The sequence below is a fragment of the Halomonas sp. BC04 genome, from assembly GCF_000568385.1.
On the sequence record NZ_AZQX01000125.1, the window covers coordinates 1 to 19499 of the forward strand.

Here is a 19499-nt window from a genome sequence, read left to right on the forward strand (position 1 = left end):
TGGTTGACGAGACAGCTGCTACAATACCGCATCGTCCTTTGCAACTCGCAAGCCTTGCGCGTGTCTAGGAAGGAAGTTTACACGAAATCGGGAGTGCTTCATTGATGAGCCTGCTAGCCGTTATTCGGCACTCAGCCATACTGCTGGCCCTTGTATTGCTGACCGGCAATGTGGCGCTGGCGCAGATCCAGCCCAGCGAATCCCAGCGCCAGGCAGCGGTAGAGGTGGCCGAATCACTGCGCTATGGCCACTATGCCGATGCGAGCCTTGACGATGAGTGGTCACGACTGGCCTTCGAGCGCTATCTCGATGTTCTCGATGGACAGCGTGCCTTCCTGCTCGGCAGCGATGTCGATGACTTTCGTCACCTCGAGGAGCGCATCGATGACATGATCTTCGAGGGCGAGCTGGCCCCCGCCTATGAGCTCTATCAGCGCTATCACGATCGAGCCGAAACGCGCTTCGAGTGGCTTCTGGACAAGATCGACGAGGGACTCGGCTACACCTACGAGACCGACATGCGTCTCGAGCTCGATCGCCGCGAAGCACCCTGGGCCGAGAGTCAGGACGAACTTGACGAGCTGTGGCGCAAGCGGCTCAAGAATGCCGCCCTGACCCTGGACATCACCGGCCAGGACGAAGAACAGGTCGAGACCAACCTGCGCCAGCGCTATGAAGGTCAGCTCTCACGGCTTCGTCAGACCAACGGCGAGGACGTCTTCGGCCTGTTCATGGCCGCGGTGACCAGCAGCATCGACCCCCATACCGAGTACCTCTCCCCCCGCCAGGGCGAATCCTTCGATATCCAGATGCGCCTGTCGCTGGAAGGCATCGGTGCCATGCTGCAGTCCGACGGCGAATACGTGAAGGTCTCAAGCCTGGTCCCCGGAGGTCCGGCTGACCGCGCCGGAGTACTGGAACCGGCCGACCGCATCATTGGGGTGGGCCAGGAGGATGGCGAAGAGATCGTCAATGTCGTGGGTATGCGCCTGGACGAGGTCGTGGACCTTATCCGTGGCCCCAAGGGCACCGTGGTGCGCCTTGAGGTGGTCCCGGCAGAAGCCATGGACATGACCCGTTCCCACGAAGTTGAAATCACTCGCGACACCGTCGATCTCGAGGACCAGGCCGCCCAGGGAGAAATCATCGAGGTAGAGCGTGACGACAGCACCAAACGTATCGGCGTGATAAAGATCCCCACTTTCTATGTCGACTTCGATGCCTGGCAGGCCGGCGAGGAGGAGTTCCGCAGCACCACCCGTGATGTCGCCCGTGAAGTCGAGCGGCTCAAGGAAGAGGGTGTCGATGGCATCATGCTCGACCTGCGCAACAACGGTGGCGGCGCGCTTCAGGAGGCCAATTCGTTGATCGGCTTGTTCATCGACCGCGGCCCCACCGTACAGGTACGCGATGCCCGTGGCGTATCAGCCTCTATGGCGATACCGAAGCCGGCACGCTCTACGACGGCCCGTTGGCGGTGCTGGTCAACCGACTCTCGGCATCGGCTTCGGAAATCTTTGCCGGCGCCATCCAGGACTACGGCCGCGGGCTGGTACTGGGCAATGCCACCTTCGGCAAAGGTACCGTGCAGACGCTGAATGACCTGAGCCATGGCCAGATCAAGCTTACCCGGGCCAAGTTCTACCGTATCTCCGGGGAGAGCACCCAGCACCGCGGCGTCGAACCGGACATCCTGTTCCCCAACCTGGTGGATCCCGAACGAATCGGCGAAAGCAGCCTGGACAACGCGCTGGAGTGGGATACCGTTCAAGAAGTGCAGTACCGTCACTACGGCGAGCCCTGGGAGTACCTGGACACACTGCGTTCTCGTCACCGGGAGCGTGCCGACACCCATCCCAACTTCGTCTTCCTGGAGCAACGGGCCGACTTGGCCCGACGCCTGCGCGAGGAGCACACCAGTGTGAGCCTCGATCGCGAACAGCGCCAGCAGGAAGTCGAGGCACGGGACGCCGAGCAACTGGCACTGGAAAACCAGCGCCGGGCCGCCCTGGGGCTAGACCTGCTCGAGGATCTGGTCGACGCCCGCGAAGAAGACGATGACGAGGAGCCGGTGGAGCGCGTCCAGGTGACCGAGGCCGCCGCCATCCTCGCCGACTATGCCGAGCTCACACAGCGCCGCATGGCCTCTCGCTTCTGATGCCCTCCCCCCTCCGGCCGATGCCGGAGGGGCCTACCGCTGTATCTTCTCGCCAAAGCCCCCGGAGTGCAGCGCTGATCCCGCTCAGTGACTCCTTCCAGGCGTGCCCCGCTGGACGCCATGGCGATAGCGAGTGGCGGATTAACCAGTAACGCCGGTCATTCCTGCAACAAGCCCCCTTTGACTCGCGCCAGGTCAGCTTCCTGTGATCGAAATTACCCACCATAGCTGGCTTAACGATACCGAAGCATGGGGAGAGGTCGAAACCACGAGGAGTGAACAAGCTATAGTGGCACCTGCTGTCGTGATTGAGTGACCCGGTCTGGTCGGCGTGGTTAGCCTTAAGCGCTCCTATCGCTCATCCAGCACAGCAGGATAACTGTTTCACATCCTTGGTAAATGTCTGAGCGCAGAGCTTGAGTCCTTCCACCATGGTCAGGTAGGGAAACAACTCGTCGCCGATCTCCTGAACCGACATACGTGCCCGTAACGCCATCACCGCCGTCTGAATCAGTTCACCGGCCTCTCCCGCCACCGCTTGCACACCCAGCAACCGTCCCGTGTCCTGCTCGGCGACCATCTTGATGAAGCCAGCGGTATCGAAATTCACCAGCGCACGTGGCACGTACTCCAGGTCGAGTACGCGGGATTCCACATCGAAGCCCTGCTCGAGCGCCTCGGCTTCCGTCAGGCCGACGGTAGCCACCTGGGGGTCGGTGAAGATCACCACCGGCATGGCGCTGAGGTCCAGGGTGGCCGCGCCGCCGGTCATGTTCACGGCGGCCCGGCTGCCCCCAGCAGCGGCCACATAGACGAACTGCGGCTGATCGGTGCAGTCCCCAGCGGCATAGAGACCCGGTACGGTGGTTTGCTGATGCTCATCCACCGTAATCGCGCCACGCGCGGTTTCCACGCCGATATTCGCCAGGTTCAGCGCCTCGGTGTTGGGTGTGCGGCCGCTGGCCACCAGCAGTTGCTCCGCCTGCAGGGTGCCGTCGTTGGTTTGCAGGGTGAACAGCTGGCCGTCATGGCTCACTTCGCTGGCCTGGGTCTGCTTCAGGACCTCGATGCCCTCACGCCGAAACGCTGCCTCCACGGCCTCGCCCACCGCCGGGTCCTCCTGTGACAACACCCGGCTGCGGGCCAGCAGGGTCACCCGGCTGCCCAGGCGGGCGAAGGCCTGGGCCAGTTCCAGGGCTACCACCGAGGCCCCGATCACAATCAGCGCTCGGGTAGGGTATCCAGGGCCAGCGCGCTGGTGGAGGTCAGGTAAGGGGTGTCGGCCAGGCCCGGCACCGGCGGAACGGCCGGCCGGGCGCCGGTGCCGATGAAGGCGCGATCGAAGCGGACGGTTTGCTCGCTGCCTTCACTGAGGGCAACGGTCAGGGTCCGCTCATCGACAAAGCGGGCCTCGCCCTGCAGGACGGTAATCGCGGGGTTATCGTTCAGAATGCCCTGGTACTTGGCCTCACGCAGTTCCTCCACCCGTGCTTGCTGCTGAGCCAGCAGCGCCGGACGATCCACCACCGGCGCTTGGGCGCTCAGGCCCGAGTCGAAGGGGCTTGCCGTGCGCAAGTGGGCGATGTGCGCGGCACGGATCATGATCTTCGAGGGCACGCAGCCGGTGTTGACGCAGGTGCCGCCGATGGTGCCGCGTTCGATCAGGGTGATGCGGGCCCCACGCTCGGCGGCCTTCAGGGCCGCCGCCATGGCCGCGCCGCCGCTGCCGATCACGGCGATATGCAGGTTATTGGGGTCACTCATGGGGGGAATTCCTCGATTTGCCAGAGTTGTCGACACGACAGGCGTCGAACTGTTTCTTACGCCAAATCGCATAGAGGGTCAGGCCGATGAAGAAGGCCAGTGCGGGAAACAGCACATAGTCCAGGTAGCCGGTCAGTGCCGCCAATCCGACCGTGCCGAGCAGGATCACCAGGATCGGCGTGAAGCAGCACAGCGCCACCAGGACGGTGCCTATCACGCTCACGCGCAACAGGGCCTTGGGTTTCTGCATGGTGACTCCCGATTCGCTTGAGGACACTGCGGTGTCGGGGCTGCCGACGTAATTCTTTAGGTAGAGGAAGTACTGAGATAAGGTTACTTCCGTAGCTGGATACGGAGTCAAGCGGCATGAAGAGACAGATAGACAGGATGACGGACACCATGACCATTGGTGGCCTGGCCAAGGCGGTTGGCGTCAATGTGGAGACCATCCGCTATTATCAGCGCCGCGGGCTACTCGCGGAGCCTGCACGCCCTCCCGGTGGTATCCGCCGCTATGGCACAGCCGACGTGGCGCGGCTGACCTTCGTCAAGACCGGAAAGCGGCTGGGCTTCAGCCTGGACGAAATTGCCGAGCTGTTGCGACTGGAGGATGGCACTCATTGCCAGAAGGCCAGCACCCTGGCCGAGCATAAACTGCGGGATGTGAGCGAGAAGATTGCTGGCCTCCAACGTATCGAGAGAACACTGTCCGACCTGGTACAGGCGTGCCATGAGAGGGAGGGAAGTATCACCTGTCCATTGATAGCATCATTACACGAGGGTTTGATCAGCGAGGAGCAGCGCACCCCCAGAAATTGAAACTTGCAAGGCTGATAGATTTTCGGTCGTAGATCCTGCCAGATTGCGATCAAGTGACTCGTCTGTTTCAGCTCGACCCGAGGTTCCGGGCACGCCATGTGAATCCCAGCCAATGGATATCGCAGGGGCTGTAGCAGCGACGTAAGAATAGGCATGAAATTTACGCGTCAAGCCGGCCAATCATGGTTGCAACAAGTCCCCTTTTGTCTCGCGCCAGATCAGTCGCCTATGACCGAAGCCATTCACAAGCACTGGCTTGACGATCTCGAAGTATGGGGAGAGATCGAAATCACGGGGAGTGAACAAGCTATAGTGGCGGCGCTGCAGCACCCTGCGCCGACACCCATGGCATCGCCGGGTATCATCCTGCCACTCTGCAATGGGGAGAATCGGATAGTTGACCGACTGGAAGGCCTGGGCGATCAAGGTGGAACAGATGGCGCGGGTAGGATCACCACTACCCAGGCTGAGCATCCTTCGGCGCCATGGGGCCGGCACCGGCGGCAACGGCAACAGGTAACGGGCCAGGTCAATGATATTGCGCAGATCATATCGCTGGCCGACACGACCACAGACGGAGGCGATCAGCCGCTCGACTTCATCAATGTTCAAGCCTACCGGACGACAGATCCGAAGCGGGTGGCCCTCATACTCCTCGAAGCCCACCATCCTTACCCCTTCCACCAGATCCGCTTCGATAAAACACTCACCTCGCCTCGCCTCGACCAATTCCAGACATGCCGCCTTGCCCACATAGAGTGCTGCATGGGACCAGGTAGACTGCGTCAGATATTTGATCACCGTACTCAAGCGCGACGATCCCTCGACCAGCAAAACATCTCCCGGCTCAAGGTTGGCCAGCACATCATGCTCGATTCGAATCTCGGCCTGATGCCAGGGGCGAGGTCTGGATAACCAACAGCTCAGGCTATAGCCGCACTTTTCCAGCATATTCGACATAACGGCATCCCCCAAGGCTACCTGTTTATCGCGCCCCCTTCCCTGTCGGCAAAGTCATATGCTTTAAATTGACAAGCCATCACCAGCCCTTTGGATGGTGATGGCCAACTGTATCGATAGTCATTGGATATGTGTAATCAACTGGTAGTAGTTGTTGGCAGCACTCCGCCCCCTTAGCATGCTGGGACGAACCTCAATCGTATAATCACCCGGGCTCAACTGTTGGTTGATAGTAAAATCTCCACCGTTTCTTCGGGTCTGGGTCACGACATCACCTCTGCCATTACGCAGCACTGCAGTCAGTCCGCCATGATTGCCACCACCAGTACTCATGCCGCGACTCTTGATGGTGACATTGGAGGTGTCATTCACCTGAAGCCGATAATGATCGACACCGGAGAGCAACCGTGATGATGTCTTTCCTTCTTCCAGTTCAGAAGGACCATGATTGGGTATGGCAGCAGCTTGTCCGGCCATCCCAAGGGCCAGAATTGCTGTCATAAGGGCTGCAGAGATAGTGGTTGTGCGTTTCATGATGCCTCTCCTTTCTACAAGTTGTTTAACCAGGACTCTCTCAATGTGAGCCCTTGATACTTGGTAGTGGCGAAGCGACTTTTTCTTACGCAAACTCCAAACCATTTCGAATAGAAATTGATACTATGCTATTTCCAAAAAAATCTTCGACCCGGTGTAATGAAAAGTGGAATGCGGCAACTAAAATGCCTTTGCTATCCAAATTAACGGGCTTATGGAGCCTAGACTGCCCCCGCTCCCATATGCCAGGCACCGCTCTCTACGAACCCTCTTTGCCATCGCACTGCCTTCCTGGCATCTAACTACCATCGGCAAGGTGCCGCCAGGCGTGAACCAGTGCAGCGGCGGCGGTCGCCACCTCTTCCTCCTTGGTATTCCAGCCCACTGAAAGCCGCACGGCGCCTAGCGCGCGTACGGTGTCGAGCCCCATCGCCCCCAGCACCCCGCTCGGGGAAGACTCCCCGGCATGGCAGGCTGACCCCACCGAGGCCATCACCGTGTCACGGGCAGAGTCGAGCAATGCCTGGCCGCTGACTGAGGGGAAGGACACGTTCAACGTGTTCGGCAGGCGACACTCGGGATGGCCGTTGAGGCATAACCCAGGGACGGCGGCACTCAGCAAGCCATGCAACTGTTCACGGCGGCCACGCAGGGTATTATCGCCTTGTGCAAGACGCATGGTAGCCAGCTCTGCCGCTACGCCCAGGCCGATGATGGCAGGTACATTTTCCGTGCCTGGACGCAGCCCGCGTTCATGTCCGGCACCAAACAGGATCTGCCGTATCGGGGTGCCTTGGCGTACGTAGAGTGCACCGATGCCCTTGCTCGCCTGGAACTTGTGGCCTGCCACGGTCAGCAAGTCGATTCCCAGTGCGTCGACATCCACGCTGATCTTGCCCACTGCCTGGGCGGCATCGGTATGGAGCAGGACGTCACGGCTGGCGAGATGCCTGGCGATATCGGCGATGGGTTGAAGCGTGCCTACCTCATTATTGGCCAGCATGATCGAGACCAGGGCCGTGTCCGGACGCACAGCGTCGACAACGCCTTCGACAGAGACCCGCCCGGCTTCGTCGACAGGCACGATGGACAGGCTCCACCCCTGGGCTTCCAGATAGCGTGCCGGGGTCATGACGGCGGGGTGCTCGACGGCACTGATCACCAGGTGTCGCTTGCCAGGGTCACAGGCTCCGGCCACGCCCAGCAAGGCCAGATTGTTGGACTCGGTGGCGCAGCCGGTGAATACCAGATTCTCAGCCCTCGCACCGATGAGTGACGCGACGGCGTGTCTTGCCGTCGCCACCTGCTTCGCTGCCGCCTGGCCCAGCGTGTAGGCAGATGACGGATTGCCGAAGCTTTCTCGCAACGCGACGGCCATCGCCTCGGCTACCTCGGGGGCCACCGGTGTGGTGGCGTTATGATCCAGATAGACAGGGGCTGGCATGGCGGAAGCGTCCTCATGGTTCATGCGACATGGCTCGCAGACTGTGAAAGGGTATACCAACGGAGCCACAGCGTGGCCAGGGCCACCAGCAGGATGGTGATCATAGGATCCGCCGGAGGGCACACCGGCAATCAGGCCGGTGGCGATACTGGCATTCCAGGGACCGAGAAAGGCAGCCGCCACGCCCCCAGGCTTGCCCCGGTAATGAAGCCTCTCCGCCTGCCCACGCGTTTCATGTAGAGCGATGCCGGCAGGGTCGAGACCACCGTGCCCAACATCATCATGGCAATCGGCAACGTGGCCAGACTGGGGGCGGGGCTCAACTGCTGCCCCACCACCCCGCTGAGTGTCATGACAGTGATCGACGCCACCATGAACAGCGTTTGGCTGAGAACCAGAATGGCCACATTGCGCTTTTCCAGGCTGACCGTCTCCATGGGCTCTTGTCTCCTTCACGTGGGGCGATGCGTTCGGCGCCACCGACTCAGAACACCAGAACCTTGTCGGCCTGTTCGGTGGCTTCCGCCAAGGCGTCCATGGTGCTGCGCTCGGCGCCCTGCACCACTTCACCATCGGTGAGTCCCCGCGCATCCATGCAGGTGCCGCACAATAGGACCCTGCCCTTGGTGATGACCCGCTTGATCATACGCTCCGTGTTGTAGAAGCCGTCTGGCGTCTTCTGTCCCGCCTTGGCACCGGATACGGCATCGCCCATCAGAAAGACGGTGACGTCTCCTTCGCGTTTCAACAGCGCATGGGCCAGCCGCAGGCCGTTGTAGAGGCGTTCGGTGCCATAGGGGGGTCGTTGATGATGATTAGCGTCTGCATGCCTTTCTCCTTGCCATCATTCCATAGTTCGATAGAATGATGGGTAGTGCTACCATCGCTTGTCAAGTGGCGCGATGTTTCGCATACGTTTCCAGGAGGGCCCCAATGACCGCGCAACAAGATGTTCTCGATACGCTGGCCAAGGTTGCCCGCGCCTTGGGCAATGGTCATCGACTCGCCTTGCTGGAACGCCTGGCTCAGGGCGATGCCGCAGTGGAGACCTTGGCCGACACAGCCGATATGACCATCGGCAATGCCTCCCAGCATCTCCAGCACCTGCGGCGGGCGGGGCTTGTCACCGCCCAGCGCTCCGGCAAGCAAATGTTCTATCGCTTGACCGATGAACGGATCGTTACCCTGATGGGCTTGCTCAGGCAGGTGGCCGAAACCAACCTGGCCGAAATGGAGCGCTTGATCAGTCGCCTCTTCGCGGAAGATGACCCGAAGGCGCCCTTGAGGCAGTCACTCGGGGCGAGTTGGTTGCAGGGCTTTCCAGCGGCAAGGTAGCGCTGCTGGACGTGCGTCCTGAAGAGGAGTTCGAGGCTGGCCACCTGCCCGAAGCGATCAACATTCCCCTGGAGCAGTTGGACGCCATGCTGGACAAACTGCCTCGTGATAGGGAGATCGTCGCCTACTGCCGTGGCCCCTATTGCGTCCTGTCGCATGAAGCCGTGCAGCGCCTGCGCCAACTCGGTTACCGAGTCCGACGCTTCGAGGAAGGCTATCCGGAGTGGAAAGCGGCGGGCCTGCCCGTAGCATGACAGGAGGCATCGCTATGTCGAGCTTCCGGCCAGGGTAGGCCGCTGGCGGCGCCGGCTCGGAGCATCACCTGACATACACCGCTCCCCGACATCATGCGGATACCCAATACCTTGTAAGGAAACCCCCATCATGTTGACGAATGCCACAGTCAGACATTTTCCGCCTCAAGGATAACCAAAGAGAATCGTCATGCCGAACTCTCTTGTCGCCCGGCTGCAAGCCGCCCTGAGCCTCGCAGGTCGACATCACGACATCCACTCCATCCGGCTGATGGACGACACTGGCCTGGCCCATCATCATCTGTGGTTGAGCCGTGACGGTGACGACTGGGTCGCCAGGCTGCCCAAGCAGAGCCAGTTGGGCCTCGATGCCCAGGCCAACCTGACGTATCAGTCGGCCTGTTTCGCCCGCGCCAGCGAAAGTGGACACACCCCGATGCTGCAAGACGTACTGCCACCCTCGGACGCGCTTCCCCGAGGCGGTCTGCTCGTCGCTGCCATACGCGGCCGGGCGGCTCGACTGCCGGACGATCTACCGGCCATTGCCGAGGCGCTGGCTGGACTCCACGCCCTGCAGATGCCCCCCAGGGCGCAGCGCTTGCCCTTGCATGCACCGGATAACCCCTGGTCCGCAGTCTGCAAGGAGATCGAGACACAGGCACGCTGGCTGGCCGAGGCTGATCTCGATCCCGTCGTTCGCAAGAGCATTGAAGCCGAGCTGAATGCGCTGCCTGACACACTCCCTGAAGCCGAATCGAAGCTGATAAGCTTCGACGCACACCCGGGAAACTTCCTGATTACCGATACGGGCCAGGCCGTACTGGTCGACCTGGAGAAGTGTCGCTACGGACTGCCGGGCTTCGATCTTGCCCATGCCAGCCTTTACACCTCCACCACATGGGATCTCAACAGTCGCGCCGTACTGGAGGTGGACGAAGTCGTGGAATTCTATCGCCACTGGCAACGCGCCATGGGCGAGGAGCCGAGCGCTCAGTCCAGTCGAGCCACGTTGCTTGCCTGCCGGCGCGCCATGTGGCTCTGGTCACTGACCTGGTGTGCCAAGTGGCGCGCCCAGCATGGCAAGACGAGGGATGCCTCGGTCATTGGCGAGGACTGGTCCGCCGAGCTCAGCAGCGATGCCCTGGTGGATCACGTACGCGAGCGGGTCGAACACTACCTCACCCCTTCCATCATCGAACGCGTCAAGGCAGAACTGAGCGACCTCAACGATGCCCTGGCCCAATCCAGGGAATAGCCCAGCGAGGCATGCGCCTTGTCTGAAAGGCAAGTCGATGTCGAGAGCACTCACGTCGGGCCGCGCAGAATGCACCGGGAGACCGTCATGACCCCAGCCCCGCGGTTGAGCATTATCATACCGACGCTTGACGAGGCCGAGGTCATAGACGACGTGTTGCAGTCGTTACAGGATTATACGGCCCGCGGCGTAGAGCTCATCGTCGTCGATGGCGGTAGTAGCGACGATACCGTGGCCCGGGCCACTCGCTTGGCGTCGCGACTCATCCAAAGCGCACCCGGGAGGGCCAGGCAAATGAATGCTGGAGCCCGAATCAGCAGAGGAAATCTGCTGCTGTTCCTGCATGCCGACACGCGGCTGCCACACTGCGCCGATAGATTGGTGGCCAATGCGTTATCGGGCTCGCACTGCTGGGGGCGCTTCGATATCAGCCTTGAAGGCCGCCATCCGCTCTTGCCGCTGATTGGCTTCGCCATGAACTGGCGCTCACGCCTGACCGGTATCGCCACAGGGGACCAGGCCCTGTTCATGACCCGCCAGGCATTCGACAGGGCCGGCGGCTTCCCGGACCAGCCACTGATGGAAGATATCGAAATGTCCAGGCGCCTCCAGGGCCACTCTGCTCCCGCCTGCCTCGAACAGCGCGCGAGCAGTTCAGGCCGACGCTGGGACGAGGCCGGCGCCTGGGCTACGATCTGGCTGATGTGGCGCCTGCGCTTTCGCTATTGGCGTGGTGAATCGGCCGATAGCCTGGCCAGGGAATACCGCCATGTCCGCTGAGTTTCCTCTGGCGATCTTCGCCAAGGCGCCGCTGCCCGGCCAAGTCAAGACACGGCTGATTCCGGCCCTCGGCATCGAGGGGGCGACCCGGTTACACGAACGGCTGCTGCGCCACACCCTGGCTACCGCTGTTGCCACGACCCCCGCTCATCATATTACGCTGTGGACGGCACTGGACCATACCCACCCGCTATTTCTCGAACTGGCCAGACGCTACCCAATCGAGCTGCGCGCTCAACCCGAGGCGACCTGGGTAAACGCATGCATCATGCCTTGGCGGCGATGCCCAGGGCCGGGCTGCTGATCGGCAGTGACTGTGCGGTTCTCACGCCCGAGCTCATCAGGCACTGCCACTCGGCCTTGGTCGAAGCGGAAGCGAAAGCGGTCTGCCTGCCCGCCGAGGATGGCGGCTACGCCCTGATCGGTGTAAACCGCTCTGAAGCCAGTCTATTCAGCGGCATCGACTGGGGTACGGAGCGGGTCATGGCCCAGACACATCACCGTATCGAGGCACTCGGCTGGCGGCTTGCCTGCCCCGCCACCGTGTGGGATGTGGACCGCCCGGAAGATGTCATCCGGCTGACACACCACTGGGCCTGATCCCCTCCATCAGCAATGCGCAGTACTCGAAGCACTTGGCAGGATCAAGGCGGCATCGATGCTGCCGCTCAATTCCCCGCGGCCTGGTTGGCGATACCCGCCAAGGCTTCGGCCACCCGGCCCAGGGGTAGGTCGCAGTCGCCAAGGTCATGGCGTCCAGCCAGGTAATGGGGGTCGTTCCACTCGATGAAGGTTGTGCCGTCCTCATCCCGCAGCAACATCTTCTGGGGCAGGTCCAGTGCGACGCTACCCTGGCATTGCATCATGGGGGTCCCCACTTCGGGATTGCCGAACAGGAACATGCGGGTGGGTGGCAGGGACAAGGAGGCTCGCTCGGCGTTGGCGGAATGGTCCACCATGGTGACCAGTGTCATGCCACGCTCGTCCAGAGCCGTGCGCAGACGCTCCTCGACGCGGTCGATGCCGTCATCGCTGCTGACCTGTTCGATACCCTTGCCGACGTCATCCGCCTGGGCACTGCCAAGGACGGTCATGAGGGCGGCAGCGCCGAGGTAAGCGAAAATCTTGTTCATGGTCGATGCTCTCCTTGAGCGAGAAATTATTCCGGGGAACCTTCAGCCTCGTCAAATATTTGTCCTAAGGCAAGTCAGAACTAATCTTGCCCATTTCATGGCGAACTGTTCCCTCTCGGTATTCCTTTCACCTGCATGACAGCATGAAGGACCGTATAGTCAGCGATTCGGCAATGCCTTGGACGTTCCGGCAAGCTTGGTGGCTCCTCTCCCCCGCCTTGACTGTGAACCAGGTACAATAGCGTTGCGTTTTCTTGCCCGTAATCATTTCGAGCATCGGTTCCCTCCTGTGGGGGGGGTATCGATGCGTGTCCACTAGAGTGGGGTACGGTCACAGTCAGGTGTAGCACTTTATTAGGCGCTTTTTCTATTGGTAAAGTATTTCAACACATCAACACAGTCAAACGCCAACGAGATTGCGATTGATACAGCCAAAACAATAAGATAGCTTTGGAAACCACCCTCAACGGCAGGAACCTGCACTACAATGTACGCAAGCAGCGGAACCCACAGAATGTGGCCTAACCCGAGATTTTTTTGAAATCCGAATCGAGAATATAAACCCATCATAAGCATGGCAGAAATCATGAAAGCAATGAAAATCAGCTTGGCTAACGGATGGTACCAAAAACCCACACTTACCATATTAATAGCCATCAAATAAAAGACCCAAATGGGCATCCATACTGGCTGCCGCATCAACTCAACAAAGAATCCAAAGGGGTTTTTCATAGATAGTATCTCCTAACACTCGCGTTATGGACTGGTTTCAAGCACAAGCAAAAAACTAGCGAATCGCTCCCAGTAAAGCGGAAACGCCCCATCAGTTGATCTCATCGAACCCTACCGGACCCCGAAGGATCTTCTTCTTAGTGCTGCAGACTCCCAAGGGGAGCGGCAACGCCGAGGTAAGCGAAAATCGTGTCCATGGTCGATGCTCTTCTTGAGCGGGCATCCCTTTCCGAGAGGCATTCAGCTTCGTCAGCGTTAACTCTGAGGACAAGTCAGGATAGCTCCTCCTCCCTTGCCAGGCGCTGCAGGCTGAACCACACCCCCAGCACCAGTAACAACAAGGCAACAGGAACAAGTACAGGCGTCATGCCCGCCAGGACACCGGCAATCGGCAATCCCAGCCAGATCAGAATCAGCGGCGCACAGCAGGCCCCACCGGCGAGGAATGCCGGAATCAACGCCAGCAGCCCGGTGCTCGAGCCACCCAGGCCACACTGCCGCGGGCTTCGCCATAGCCGCCAGCCAGCCACGACGTTCAAGCCGACCAGCAATCCCATGAAGGCGGCCAACAAGGTGTTGAGCGGACTGAATGTCCAGACCAGTGCCCCCAGGGAGATCAAACCCACTGGCTCGAATTGAAACGGTCCTCGTGACTGAAAGGCTCTCTCCCAGGCGGGAAAGGACGTATGCCAACCGCCAGCCCCACCACCGGCTATATCGCCGGTCAGCCAAAGGTAGAGCAGCGTATAGAGGGTCATGATCCCAACCATCGACAGGACCATGCCGGGACGCGCAATCATCCTTGTGACGATATGAGCAAGCGGTCTCATGGCTCCTCCTGTCCCTCATAGAGATAAGTATCAGGATAGAAGGCCGCCCAGGCGAACCACATGGCTTCGAAGCCGTTCACCGCCTCGAGCGAGTCGATGCCGGGCCCGGCGACACCAGCGGCTGTGAAGTCGAGTTCCGCTGGCTGAATATCGACCTCCTCGGGATTATGAAAGGCCCAACCGGTATCCAGCACCGGGTCATGGATGACAGTGTAGCGACGCTCCCCCAGCACAACGTCAACGACACTCTCATTTCGCAATGCCTCCCGCGTGATGGCCAGGGCACCCTCGGGACCGCGCACGCCGAAAACGACGGTCTTGGGGGGAAAGCGATCATCGCGCTGCATCACCGGGAATAGACGTCGGCTATCGGGGGCATAGTAGCCACTGGTCGGGTTGTAGCTGCCATAGGGATCGCGACGGTAGTTGCGCACGAAGCCGGTCTCTTCGGTCAACACTTCCGTCTCGGGATGGCGTGCCTTCCAGGCTCCCCAGGTCGTCCAGAACACACGAAACTCCTCGAGTCCCTGATTGACCTGAGGACCATCGATGGCCACGCCCAGAATCTGAGGCCATTCACTGTCGGTAGCACGGTCGTACATGATCAAGTTGCTGTTGACCAGCTTGCCGGAGACGCCAAGCTCGGTCTCACCGCGCTTGAAGCCAAGCGCAGTTCCCGTCAAGGGACAGTAGGTGATGCTGAGAGCGTCTCCGCCCAACTCGTCATTGACGATCTCGTGCCAGACCAGGATACGCTGAGGATAGGCCCTGGCCTGGCCATGGTGGTAGACACCAACGACCTTGTCGCCATCGCTCAGCGTTGCCTGGCCAGCGGCTTGAAAACGGGGACGGTCAATGGAAGGGATGCCGTCCTTTCCCGGCCCTCCCGAACGCACTGCCTCCCGGAACGCCTCGATGGAGTGCACGACCGGCACCTGGGGCGGGTGCTGCCCAGGTGGTGACGCAAGCGTCGACTGCATGAAGAGCATGGCCAAGGCAATGCTCAATGTTGAATAGCGCGCTATGTGTGGTGTCATGACGACCTCCTGTTAACCGACCACGGGTAGCCAGGCCCCTCAGCTCAACCGTTGCTCCCACACCACCTGGCTGACCTGAATCAACGGCTCCACATCGGTAAAGCGGGGAATGTCTTCGAAAAGGGTACTGCCTATGGTATCGATGGCAGCCTTGAAGCTGTCGAGAGAGTCGATCCCGAGGTGGGCCACGGCATGGTAGGGAGACATGCGATCACTCCCCCTGGTGATGCGCATATAGTTCAGGCCATAAGGCCGCAGTAAGCGCTTCGCCAGCTCGACATGCTTCTTGAGGAAATAGTCATCATCGAAGCGCATGCCATCACGATTGGCATACAACACCAGTACTTCAATCATCGCAGTGATCCCTTCTTACATTTTTCTATCCCTGCCCGTGGAGATGGAGGACCACCCTGGCCTCTCCCTACTTGGTAGAGAAAAGCCGGTCTTCATTACAGATAAAGCGTTGGAACAGGAAAGTGCAGAACCGATGTAAGGAGGGCACCTGTCCAGCGACCAAGCCTTCATGGAATGAAACCATCAAGGGATGCTCTCATCACGCCGGTTCACTCTGCTGGTGCCGGCCCCAACAGGAATAATGCCATGAATCAGATTACGACGGAGGGCACTCAGGACCGTATGCAACGCCTGGTGGCGGTCAGGCCTCGGCTGGTCTCCTTCGCTCGCCTGCAGCTGCGCGACCTGGTGCGAGCCGAGGATGCCGTCCAGGAGGCCATCGAGGCGGCCATCGAAAAAGATGATACCTTTGCCGGTCGTTCGGGTTATGAGACCTGGGTGTTCGGTATTCTAAAATACAAGATCCTGGATGCACTGAGGGCTCAACGGCGCGAAGGCTGGTGGCAACCGCTGGATGAAGAACTCGATGAGGCGGCCATCGACCGCCAATTTCAGAAAAATGGTCGCTGGGAAAAGGAAGCCAGACCATCGGACTGGGGCAACCCAGAGACGACCCTGCACAGCGAACGCTTCTGGCAAATTTTTGATCTCTGCATGACCGCCCTTCCCGACACCGCGGCGCGTGTGTTTTCACTGCGCGAATTGATGGGGCTCTCGGCGGAGGATATCTGTCGTGAAACGGGCCTAAAGCAGAATAATTGCTGGGTGATCCTGCACCGTGCCAGGTTACGCCTACGCGCCTGTATCGAGCGAGACTGGCTCACGGAGAATGTATGATGTTCAAGATGATGATGTGCAAAGAGGCAACCCACCTGATGTCCAGGCAACTTGACGTTCCCCTGACGTTTCAGGAAAAATTGTCACTCAAGCTTCACCTCGCCATGTGCGCTGCCTGCACTCAGTGCAACCAACAGTTCTATCTGTTGCACCAGACAGGAAAGCATTACGAGAGGTTGATTGAAGAGGGAGCTGGAGAACTGCCTGCGAAAGGTGGCGATGGCTCTTGAAAAGGAAGATCTTTTTCGACGCCTCATGGGCGCGTCCCTTTGCCCATGAGGTACCGATTTTCAACTTGCGATACAGTAATGCTGTGACTCGCTGAGATCAGAAATTGTACTGCGCCGAGAACTGCAGGCGCGTATTGTCCTCGGACTCGCGATTCTGCAGCTCTTTCCTGCCATGAGAGACCTCGAAACCAAGCGTAACCGGGTCCGTCACTCGATAAAAATGACTGAAGTGGATACTCTCCAGCTTGCGGGTCGAATCAGGGAATAGATCGCCAGGACGATCACCCCTCACCTGCCCGTAGGACAAACTGGAGCTGAACTTGTCGGTCCACTGCTGTGCCACGGCCGCGTTGAAGCCATAGGCTTCGATGGTTTCGAGATTACCGTCGGCATCCACAAAGGCTTCTCCGATACCGGCACCACCGTCGGCAGAACCGCTGGCCGTGTAGAGGTAACGACCGATGCCATCGCCATAGATGGCGCCGGCCATCAAGGTGGTATCCGGCCCCACGCCGATATTGCCAGCCAGCATCAGGCCATATCCCGTCGCCGAGTCATTGGCGGCTCCATCATCCACCTTGAGCCTGCGCACCAGCGCCGCGGTTTCCACTCCCGCATTGTCACCGGTCCACTGATAGCGCGCGGTGAGATCCGGCGCCGTGTCGCGCGAACCTTCGAAGCCGGTGGCTTCAGGATTCTCGGCCGAGAACGACAGGGCACTGGCTCCCAGAGGCAGGGTGTAGCGGAGCTGGGCCTGGCGTATGAAGCTCACCCCCACTGGGCCATCGAAATCGACGGTGCTGGGATAGGCCGCAAAATGCATGAAATTGCTCCAAGTCTGGCCGGCCAGTAGACCGTTCCACTCACCATAGGCATGTCTGAGACGAAAGCCCCGTGAATTGGAGAACACTTCGTTACCACCGCCGCCAAAGAAGTCGCCTTCCAGATGCGTGGTAGCCGGCCCCGATGCCGTCGGTGTCGAACTCTTGATGAACAGTCGAGACTGCCGGGCATGAGCTCTGAATGAGCTGTTGCTCGACCCATCGGAGGTATCGATGCCCTCGACAAAGAGGCTATCCCCCAAGTCCTGATCGAGGTCATAGATCGCATCGAATTTGACATAGCCACCGATCTGCACGGAGGTATCGGTTCCCGGCACCTTGAAGCTGCCCGGTGTGTCTCCGCCCGTGACCACGTTCGACGCCAACGCCTCTCTGGCTTCGGCTTCCTGCTGTTGTGCTTGCGCCTGCTCACTCTCGAGGCGCTGGATCTGTTGTTGCATCTCCTGCATCTGGGCACGTAACTGATTGAGGTCAGCATCCTGTGCCATGGTGGGTACACTTATACCTGCAAGCAGCAAGGCAGCGACACCTGTTGAGACGGGCAGTCGCATATTGTTGAGTGATTTATTCATTTTCTTCGTCCCTTTCTGTCGATGTGTGATTTCTACCACTCTCTAGAGTCAGAAAAAGGAAACGATTTCTTACACAAACACGCCTTCCTCCATAGAAAAATACAGACAATACATATAATTAAAAATAATTTATTTTCGTGTAATATTTCCATCAAATGAACGACAGAACATCTTTCACGCGGTTTGAAATTATTTCTTTACACTTGCAACAGGAGTCCTTATGCGAAAGCCCCATATCCCGATTGCCATCGTATTGCTGGCAGGTTATCTGCCACTGGCTGCAGCAGAAATTTCCTTCCCCGCGGAAACCATCATGGAGTGGCCGACGCGCTCCTTCGAAGGTGAAACGGAGTATCGACTGGTCGATCGCGATGGCACTCAGGTGCTGCAGGCACGGGCGAGACAACAAGCCTCGGCAAAGTACCTGGAAAAGGAAATCGGCCTGAATCAGACACCCTATCTTCACTGGTGCTGGCAGGTGTCTGGAGTACACGCCGGGCTCGATGAAACCACCAAGGCCGGTGACGACTACCCGGCGCGCGTCTATGTGGTGAAAAAAACGGGAATCCTGCCCTGGCAGGTCCGGTCGGTAAACTATGTCTGGGCTTCGAGTCTGCCTGAGGGGGCGAGTTGGCCGAATGCGTTCACATCCCGAGCCCATCAACTGGCGCTTCAGAGCGGTGAGTCACGCGTGGGTGAATGGGTGGCGGAGGTGCGTGACGTGAGGCAGGACTTCGCAATGCTGTTCGGAGACCAGGTTGAAAGTATCGACGGGGTGGCACTGATGAGCGACGGTGACAATGCCGGAGTCGATGCCACCGCCTGGTTTACGCACCTGGGTTTTTCTGCCAGTGAAACGCCACCCGACTGCCCGTAAGGCATGCTGTGGAAACTAAACGTGTTGCACCTGGCCGGTAATCGACCAGGTGCCATCACTCAGGAGCCGCAGTTTCGGCGCGCCACCCAAGATGCTGGCAAGCCCTGTTGCCTGGCATCCAGCGCCAATCGATCCTCTTCTCGAAACGCCATGACAACCAGGCTGCCGGCAAAGATGATCAGAGAGGGGTAGAACAGGGCATTGGTGCCTTCGAGGAACCATCCCAAGGGATCGATCACCGAGGCACTGACCGCCAGCAACGAAGCACCGTTCAGCAAGATTTGGAGGGGGTAAATCCAGCGCCTGGCGAATCCGACGATCACCAGCAAGCCGATCAGAATCTGCCTGCGCCGGCCAATGGCAGGATCGTCTCAGCGGCCAGGAACCCGAAATAGAAATTTTCGGCAATGGCCAGGCTGCGATCGACATTAACGATCTTGTTCGCACCCCAGAGCAGCAGCAAACCGCCCAATGATACTCTCAGCAACAGCAGGCTCGTCATTTTCAGCATATTTCCTCCTTGATATTCCATGGCATTTCAACGACCTGATTCGTAAAATCGAAATCAGGCATGGAGTTGGTCGATCGAGGATCAGCATTCTTACAGACGCAGTTTTTTCTCTGCCGGCCAGCCAATGGAAGGACAGAACTTGAGGTCACATAAACAACAGATCGCCATAGCTCCAGATTAGCGTACCGACAGCGATGGAAAAATAGCAGGCAAAGGGAATCGTGCGCCAGAACCTGATGGT

The 19499-nt window shown here is 59.4% G+C and carries 24 protein-coding genes and 3 pseudogenes; 11 read left to right on the plus strand and 16 right to left on the minus strand.

The genetic code is table 11. The features are described 5' to 3' along the window. The first annotated feature begins 104 nt into the window (after window positions 1–104). Window positions 105–2158: pseudogene (locus Q427_RS08770) on the plus strand (carboxy terminal-processing peptidase). Between the two features lie 358 nt (window positions 2159–2516). Here the strand turns inward: Q427_RS08770 and Q427_RS36770 are convergent. The 3 genes and pseudogenes from Q427_RS36770 to merF all read right to left on the minus strand — a co-directional run bounded on the left by Q427_RS36770 (window position 2517) and on the right by merF (window position 4172). Further along, window positions 2517–2930 (minus strand): hypothetical protein, encoded by a 414-nt coding sequence (locus Q427_RS36770; protein WP_442905468.1) that lies wholly within the window; start codon window positions 2928–2930, stop codon window positions 2517–2519. A 78-nt stretch (window positions 2931–3008) separates the two neighbouring features. Further along, window positions 3009–3994: pseudogene (locus Q427_RS36775) on the minus strand (FAD-dependent oxidoreductase); the annotation flags it as partial. Then, window positions 3915–4172, minus strand: coding sequence for a mercury resistance system transport protein MerF (gene merF / locus Q427_RS08780; RefSeq protein ID WP_043513018.1), 258 nt, complete (start codon window positions 4170–4172; stop codon window positions 3915–3917). The pseudogene Q427_RS36775 and the gene merF, both read right to left, overlap by 80 nt. 116 nt (window positions 4173–4288) lie before the next feature. Here merF and merR point away from each other — a divergent pair, with 116 nt between their 5' ends. Further along, window positions 4289–4741: an Hg(II)-responsive transcriptional regulator gene (merR, locus tag Q427_RS08785; protein WP_043513020.1), complete on the plus strand. Its 453-nt coding sequence runs from the start codon at window positions 4289–4291 to the stop codon at window positions 4739–4741. Between the two features lie 180 nt (window positions 4742–4921). On the opposite strand, the gene Q427_RS08790 is transcribed toward merR, so the two are convergent. The 5 genes and pseudogenes from Q427_RS08790 to Q427_RS08805 all read right to left on the minus strand — a co-directional run. After that, window positions 4922–5701, minus strand: a complete 780-nt coding sequence (locus tag Q427_RS08790; protein ID WP_043513024.1) for a YiiX/YebB-like N1pC/P60 family cysteine hydrolase — start codon at window positions 5699–5701, stop codon at window positions 4922–4924. Window positions 5702–5821: 120 nt separating this feature from the next. Continuing rightward, complete coding sequence (locus Q427_RS31120) at window positions 5822–6235, minus strand: hypothetical protein (RefSeq protein WP_155833493.1); 414 nt, start codon at window positions 6233–6235, stop codon at window positions 5822–5824. Between the two features lie 298 nt (window positions 6236–6533). After that, a complete protein-coding gene (locus tag Q427_RS08795) occupies window positions 6534–7679 on the minus strand; it encodes a cysteine desulfurase family protein (RefSeq protein ID WP_043513026.1) in 1146 nt (381 codons plus the stop codon). Window positions 7680–7810: 131 nt separating this feature from the next. Next, a complete protein-coding gene (locus tag Q427_RS08800; RefSeq protein ID WP_043513029.1) occupies window positions 7811–8116 on the minus strand; it encodes a hypothetical protein in 306 nt (101 codons plus the stop codon). 47 nt (window positions 8117–8163) lie between these two features. After that, window positions 8164–8472 (minus strand): annotated as a pseudogene (locus Q427_RS08805) (DsrE/DsrF/TusD sulfur relay family protein); the annotation flags it as partial. 140 nt (window positions 8473–8612) lie between these two features. Between Q427_RS08805 and Q427_RS32105 the strand changes: the two are divergent. From Q427_RS32105 to Q427_RS36105, 6 genes are all read left to right on the plus strand, one after another. Then, window positions 8613–9014, plus strand: a complete 402-nt coding sequence (locus Q427_RS32105; protein WP_197030556.1) for an ArsR/SmtB family transcription factor — start codon at window positions 8613–8615, stop codon at window positions 9012–9014. 11 nt (window positions 9015–9025) lie between these two features. Beyond that, the gene (locus Q427_RS32110; protein WP_231613564.1) at window positions 9026–9268 is read left to right on the plus strand and encodes a rhodanese-like domain-containing protein; all 243 of its coding nucleotides are present in this window, start codon (window positions 9026–9028) and stop codon (window positions 9266–9268) included. A gap of 190 nt (window positions 9269–9458) precedes the next feature. After that, window positions 9459–10523, plus strand: a complete 1065-nt coding sequence (locus tag Q427_RS08815; protein WP_043513031.1) for a phosphotransferase family protein — start codon at window positions 9459–9461, stop codon at window positions 10521–10523. Between the two features lie 87 nt (window positions 10524–10610). Beyond that, a complete protein-coding gene (locus tag Q427_RS08820) occupies window positions 10611–11303 on the plus strand; it encodes a TIGR04283 family arsenosugar biosynthesis glycosyltransferase (protein WP_043513033.1) in 693 nt (230 codons plus the stop codon). Then, a complete protein-coding gene (locus Q427_RS36100) occupies window positions 11293–11607 on the plus strand; it encodes a hypothetical protein (protein WP_331280576.1) in 315 nt (104 codons plus the stop codon). The genes Q427_RS08820 and Q427_RS36100 overlap by 11 nt, the downstream gene beginning before the upstream one ends. Beyond that, window positions 11565–11903 (plus strand): TIGR04282 family arsenosugar biosynthesis glycosyltransferase, encoded by a 339-nt coding sequence (locus tag Q427_RS36105; protein WP_331280577.1) that lies wholly within the window; start codon window positions 11565–11567, stop codon window positions 11901–11903. The genes Q427_RS36100 and Q427_RS36105 overlap by 43 nt, the downstream gene beginning before the upstream one ends. Window positions 11904–11971: 68 nt before the next feature. Here Q427_RS36105 and Q427_RS08830 read toward each other — a convergent pair whose 3' ends face one another. The 5 genes from Q427_RS08830 to Q427_RS08850 form a co-directional block, all read right to left on the minus strand. Further along, window positions 11972–12436, minus strand: a complete 465-nt coding sequence (locus Q427_RS08830) for a DUF302 domain-containing protein (RefSeq protein ID WP_043513035.1) — start codon at window positions 12434–12436, stop codon at window positions 11972–11974. A 354-nt stretch (window positions 12437–12790) separates the two neighbouring features. Continuing rightward, window positions 12791–13168: a hypothetical protein gene (locus Q427_RS08835; RefSeq protein ID WP_043513037.1), complete on the minus strand. Its 378-nt coding sequence runs from the start codon at window positions 13166–13168 to the stop codon at window positions 12791–12793. A 272-nt stretch (window positions 13169–13440) separates the two neighbouring features. Next, a complete protein-coding gene (locus tag Q427_RS08840; RefSeq protein ID WP_155833495.1) occupies window positions 13441–13998 on the minus strand; it encodes a hypothetical protein in 558 nt (185 codons plus the stop codon). Further along, entirely contained in the window at window positions 13995–15035 is a 1041-nt protein-coding gene (locus Q427_RS08845; protein ID WP_043513038.1) for a DUF3179 domain-containing protein, read from the minus strand. The genes Q427_RS08840 and Q427_RS08845 overlap by 4 nt, the downstream gene beginning before the upstream one ends. 39 nt (window positions 15036–15074) lie before the next feature. Further along, the gene (locus Q427_RS08850; protein WP_043513040.1) at window positions 15075–15389 is read right to left on the minus strand and encodes an EthD family reductase; all 315 of its coding nucleotides are present in this window, start codon (window positions 15387–15389) and stop codon (window positions 15075–15077) included. Window positions 15390–15635: 246 nt separating this feature from the next. Between Q427_RS08850 and Q427_RS08855 the strand changes: the two genes are divergently transcribed. Both Q427_RS08855 and Q427_RS08860 read left to right on the plus strand, forming a co-directional pair. Beyond that, window positions 15636–16226, plus strand: coding sequence for a sigma-70 family RNA polymerase sigma factor (locus Q427_RS08855; protein WP_043513042.1), 591 nt, complete (start codon window positions 15636–15638; stop codon window positions 16224–16226). After that, the gene (locus tag Q427_RS08860; RefSeq protein ID WP_043513044.1) at window positions 16223–16456 is read left to right on the plus strand and encodes a zf-HC2 domain-containing protein; all 234 of its coding nucleotides are present in this window, start codon (window positions 16223–16225) and stop codon (window positions 16454–16456) included. Before Q427_RS08855 ends, Q427_RS08860 begins: the two co-directional genes overlap by 4 nt. 97 nt (window positions 16457–16553) lie before the next feature. On the opposite strand, the gene Q427_RS08865 is transcribed toward Q427_RS08860, so the two are convergent. Beyond that, window positions 16554–17909 (minus strand): DcaP family trimeric outer membrane transporter, encoded by a 1356-nt coding sequence (locus tag Q427_RS08865; RefSeq protein ID WP_197030558.1) that lies wholly within the window; start codon window positions 17907–17909, stop codon window positions 16554–16556. Window positions 17910–18090: 181 nt separating this feature from the next. On the opposite strand from Q427_RS08865, the gene Q427_RS08870 reads away from it, so the two are divergent. Further along, window positions 18091–18747, plus strand: coding sequence for a DUF3047 domain-containing protein (locus tag Q427_RS08870; protein WP_043513046.1), 657 nt, complete (start codon window positions 18091–18093; stop codon window positions 18745–18747). Between the two features lie 59 nt (window positions 18748–18806). On the opposite strand, the gene Q427_RS08875 is transcribed toward Q427_RS08870, so the two are convergent. Both Q427_RS08875 and Q427_RS31125 read right to left on the minus strand, forming a co-directional pair. Then, window positions 18807–19076 (minus strand): hypothetical protein, encoded by a 270-nt coding sequence (locus tag Q427_RS08875; RefSeq protein WP_043513048.1) that lies wholly within the window; start codon window positions 19074–19076, stop codon window positions 18807–18809. Between the two features lie 5 nt (window positions 19077–19081). Then, window positions 19082–19258 (minus strand): hypothetical protein, encoded by a 177-nt coding sequence (locus Q427_RS31125; protein ID WP_155833496.1) that lies wholly within the window; start codon window positions 19256–19258, stop codon window positions 19082–19084. Window positions 19259–19499: the final 241 nt, after the last annotated feature.

Coding starts and splice junctions, on each gene's coding strand:
- Q427_RS36105 (WP_331280577.1), top strand. CDS start 11,565: ATGCATCATGCCTTGGCGGCGATGCCCAGGGCCGGGCTGCTGATCGGC.
- merR (WP_043513020.1), top strand. CDS start 4,289: ATGAAGAGACAGATAGACAGGATGACGGACACCATGACCATTGGTGGC.
- Q427_RS08820 (WP_043513033.1), top strand. CDS start 10,611: ATGACCCCAGCCCCGCGGTTGAGCATTATCATACCGACGCTTGACGAG.
- Q427_RS08870 (WP_043513046.1), top strand. CDS start 18,091: ATGCGAAAGCCCCATATCCCGATTGCCATCGTATTGCTGGCAGGTTAT.
- Q427_RS08840 (WP_155833495.1), bottom strand. CDS start 13,998: ATGAGACCGCTTGCTCATATCGTCACAAGGATGATTGCGCGTCCCGGC.
- Q427_RS08860 (WP_043513044.1), top strand. CDS start 16,223: ATGATGTTCAAGATGATGATGTGCAAAGAGGCAACCCACCTGATGTCC.
- Q427_RS32105 (WP_197030556.1), top strand. CDS start 8,613: ATGACCGCGCAACAAGATGTTCTCGATACGCTGGCCAAGGTTGCCCGC.
- Q427_RS31125 (WP_155833496.1), bottom strand. CDS start 19,258: ATGCTGAAAATGACGAGCCTGCTGTTGCTGAGAGTATCATTGGGCGGT.
- Q427_RS08815 (WP_043513031.1), top strand. CDS start 9,459: ATGCCGAACTCTCTTGTCGCCCGGCTGCAAGCCGCCCTGAGCCTCGCA.
- Q427_RS08795 (WP_043513026.1), bottom strand. CDS start 7,679: ATGCCAGCCCCTGTCTATCTGGATCATAACGCCACCACACCGGTGGCC.
- Q427_RS36100 (WP_331280576.1), top strand. CDS start 11,293: ATGTCCGCTGAGTTTCCTCTGGCGATCTTCGCCAAGGCGCCGCTGCCC.
- Q427_RS36770 (WP_442905468.1), bottom strand. CDS start 2,930: ATGACCGGCGGCGCGGCCACCCTGGACCTCAGCGCCATGCCGGTGGTG.
- Q427_RS08855 (WP_043513042.1), top strand. CDS start 15,636: ATGAATCAGATTACGACGGAGGGCACTCAGGACCGTATGCAACGCCTG.
- merF (WP_043513018.1), bottom strand. CDS start 4,172: ATGCAGAAACCCAAGGCCCTGTTGCGCGTGAGCGTGATAGGCACCGTC.
- Q427_RS08790 (WP_043513024.1), bottom strand. CDS start 5,701: ATGTCGAATATGCTGGAAAAGTGCGGCTATAGCCTGAGCTGTTGGTTA.
- Q427_RS08830 (WP_043513035.1), bottom strand. CDS start 12,436: ATGAACAAGATTTTCGCTTACCTCGGCGCTGCCGCCCTCATGACCGTC.
- Q427_RS08835 (WP_043513037.1), bottom strand. CDS start 13,168: ATGAAAAACCCCTTTGGATTCTTTGTTGAGTTGATGCGGCAGCCAGTA.
- Q427_RS08845 (WP_043513038.1), bottom strand. CDS start 15,035: ATGACACCACACATAGCGCGCTATTCAACATTGAGCATTGCCTTGGCC.
- Q427_RS08800 (WP_043513029.1), bottom strand. CDS start 8,116: ATGGAGACGGTCAGCCTGGAAAAGCGCAATGTGGCCATTCTGGTTCTC.
- Q427_RS31120 (WP_155833493.1), bottom strand. CDS start 6,235: ATGAAACGCACAACCACTATCTCTGCAGCCCTTATGACAGCAATTCTG.
- Q427_RS08850 (WP_043513040.1), bottom strand. CDS start 15,389: ATGATTGAAGTACTGGTGTTGTATGCCAATCGTGATGGCATGCGCTTC.